This window comes from Endozoicomonas sp. ONNA1, assembly GCF_024606325.1.
Classification (GTDB): Bacteria; Pseudomonadota; Gammaproteobacteria; order Pseudomonadales; family Endozoicomonadaceae; genus Endozoicomonas_A.
In genome coordinates, this window is record NZ_JAHHPN010000520.1 from 1 (window position 1) to 1,522 (window position 1,522).

Sequence of the window (1,522 nt, forward strand, 5' to 3'; positions counted from 1 at the left end):
AGTGGCCCAGCTGGTAACTCCGAGAATAAAGCATAGGCCGATGAATTTGGCATCACCTTTTTCAAGTCCGGTGGCAAAGTAATCAGGGTTCAGGTCAATCCAGATCTGGAACAGCAGAGCAGAGGCTGCAATCAGCAGAAGGCCTGGAATAGAGCTGAGAGTGGTATACAAATACTGAATAATGTCGTCTACCCAACCTTTGAAGTAGCCAGCGGCTATTCCAAGGGAAATCGCAATAGGCATCATGATCAAAGTAGCCAGAGTGCCAATCAACATGGCGGTGCGAATACCTTTGAGGCATTGGTAAAGAACATCGTTACCTGCTTTATCTGTGCCCAGGATGTGATAAAGAGAGCTGATGTGAATCATCCAGCTGAGCAAGCAAATAATAATGGTCAGGGTGACATAGGCCGTTTTCCATGGGTAGATGCTGTTTTTTCCTGTCATCCAATAGGAGTGGGGAGCAATCAGAAGGGCACTGATCAAAAGACCCATGAGAAGCGCCTGAAACGATTGCAGGACAATATCCAAAGGTTTGTCATCAGGGGATTCCAGATGCTTACCTGCATGTTTCAGGCTCGCATAAGCCCGGTAAGTATTACCCTGTTCATCTTGCATATTTTCCTTGGAGTATGATTTCAGTGAGAAAGGCGCTGAATAGGTTTTTTCCTTTTCCTCTCCCATTTCCCCCAGCATCAGATCCAGAACACTGTTTATATGGCTGGAGTAATAAACCTCAGTTTGCTCCTGACCTTCAACAGGTTCGACCGCCTTGCGAAAATGCAATGAATCCAGGACACCAATGACAATGTAGGTAAGAATAATCAGAAAGCAGGACATACCCAGTCGGGAATGAAAAACTCTACTCCAGCGTTCACGACTCTGGTTGTTGCGAATGATGCTGACAATGAATGTGATCATGGCTGCCAAAAGGATAAACAGCAACGCATCACTCCATAAAATAACCGGTTTCATGGATGCTCTCCTAGTTCAGCCTGACACGGGGATCGACCAGTGTGTATGAAATATCAGTAGCAATCAGACCTATGATGTAGAGCACTGAGCCAATGAACACCATTGTTCTGACAATGGCGAAGTCCTGGGATTTCAGGGCGTCAATCATGTAACTGCCCAGACCCGGGATGCCAAAGAAGGATTCCATCACCAGACTGCCCATAAACAGCATTGGAATGACAATCACGATATTGGTCAGAATCGGGATCATGGCGTTAGGCAGAATGTGTCTAAAAAGTACGGTGACTTCGCTCACTCCTTTTGCCCTGGCTGTGCGGGCGTAGTCCTGATCCGCTTCTTCCAGGAACAGTGTACGGTAGAGACGGGCCCCGGCTCCGGTACCAGCAATGACGCCAATAGCAACGGGCAGAACCAGAAACCTGAAGGAATCAAGCCCGGTCTGGAAGCCTGAGACCGTTATCGATATCCCCACGAGTTCTCTGGTGGTCAACGCCAGCGTATCGCAAGCGCCCGGGCGATTGCGATACGCTGGCGTTGACCACCAGAG

General features: G+C 48.4%; 2 protein-coding genes. Both read right to left on the bottom strand.

Translation table 11 applies throughout. The features are described from left to right. Positions 1 to 975, bottom strand: a 975-nt coding sequence (locus KDK19_RS11925; protein WP_257292040.1) for an ABC transporter permease, incomplete at its 3' end; no start/stop codon positions are given. A gap of 10 nt (positions 976 to 985) precedes the next feature. After that, the coding region (locus KDK19_RS11930) for an ABC transporter permease (RefSeq protein WP_306801337.1) at positions 986 to 1,522 on the bottom strand (537 nt) is incomplete at its 5' end.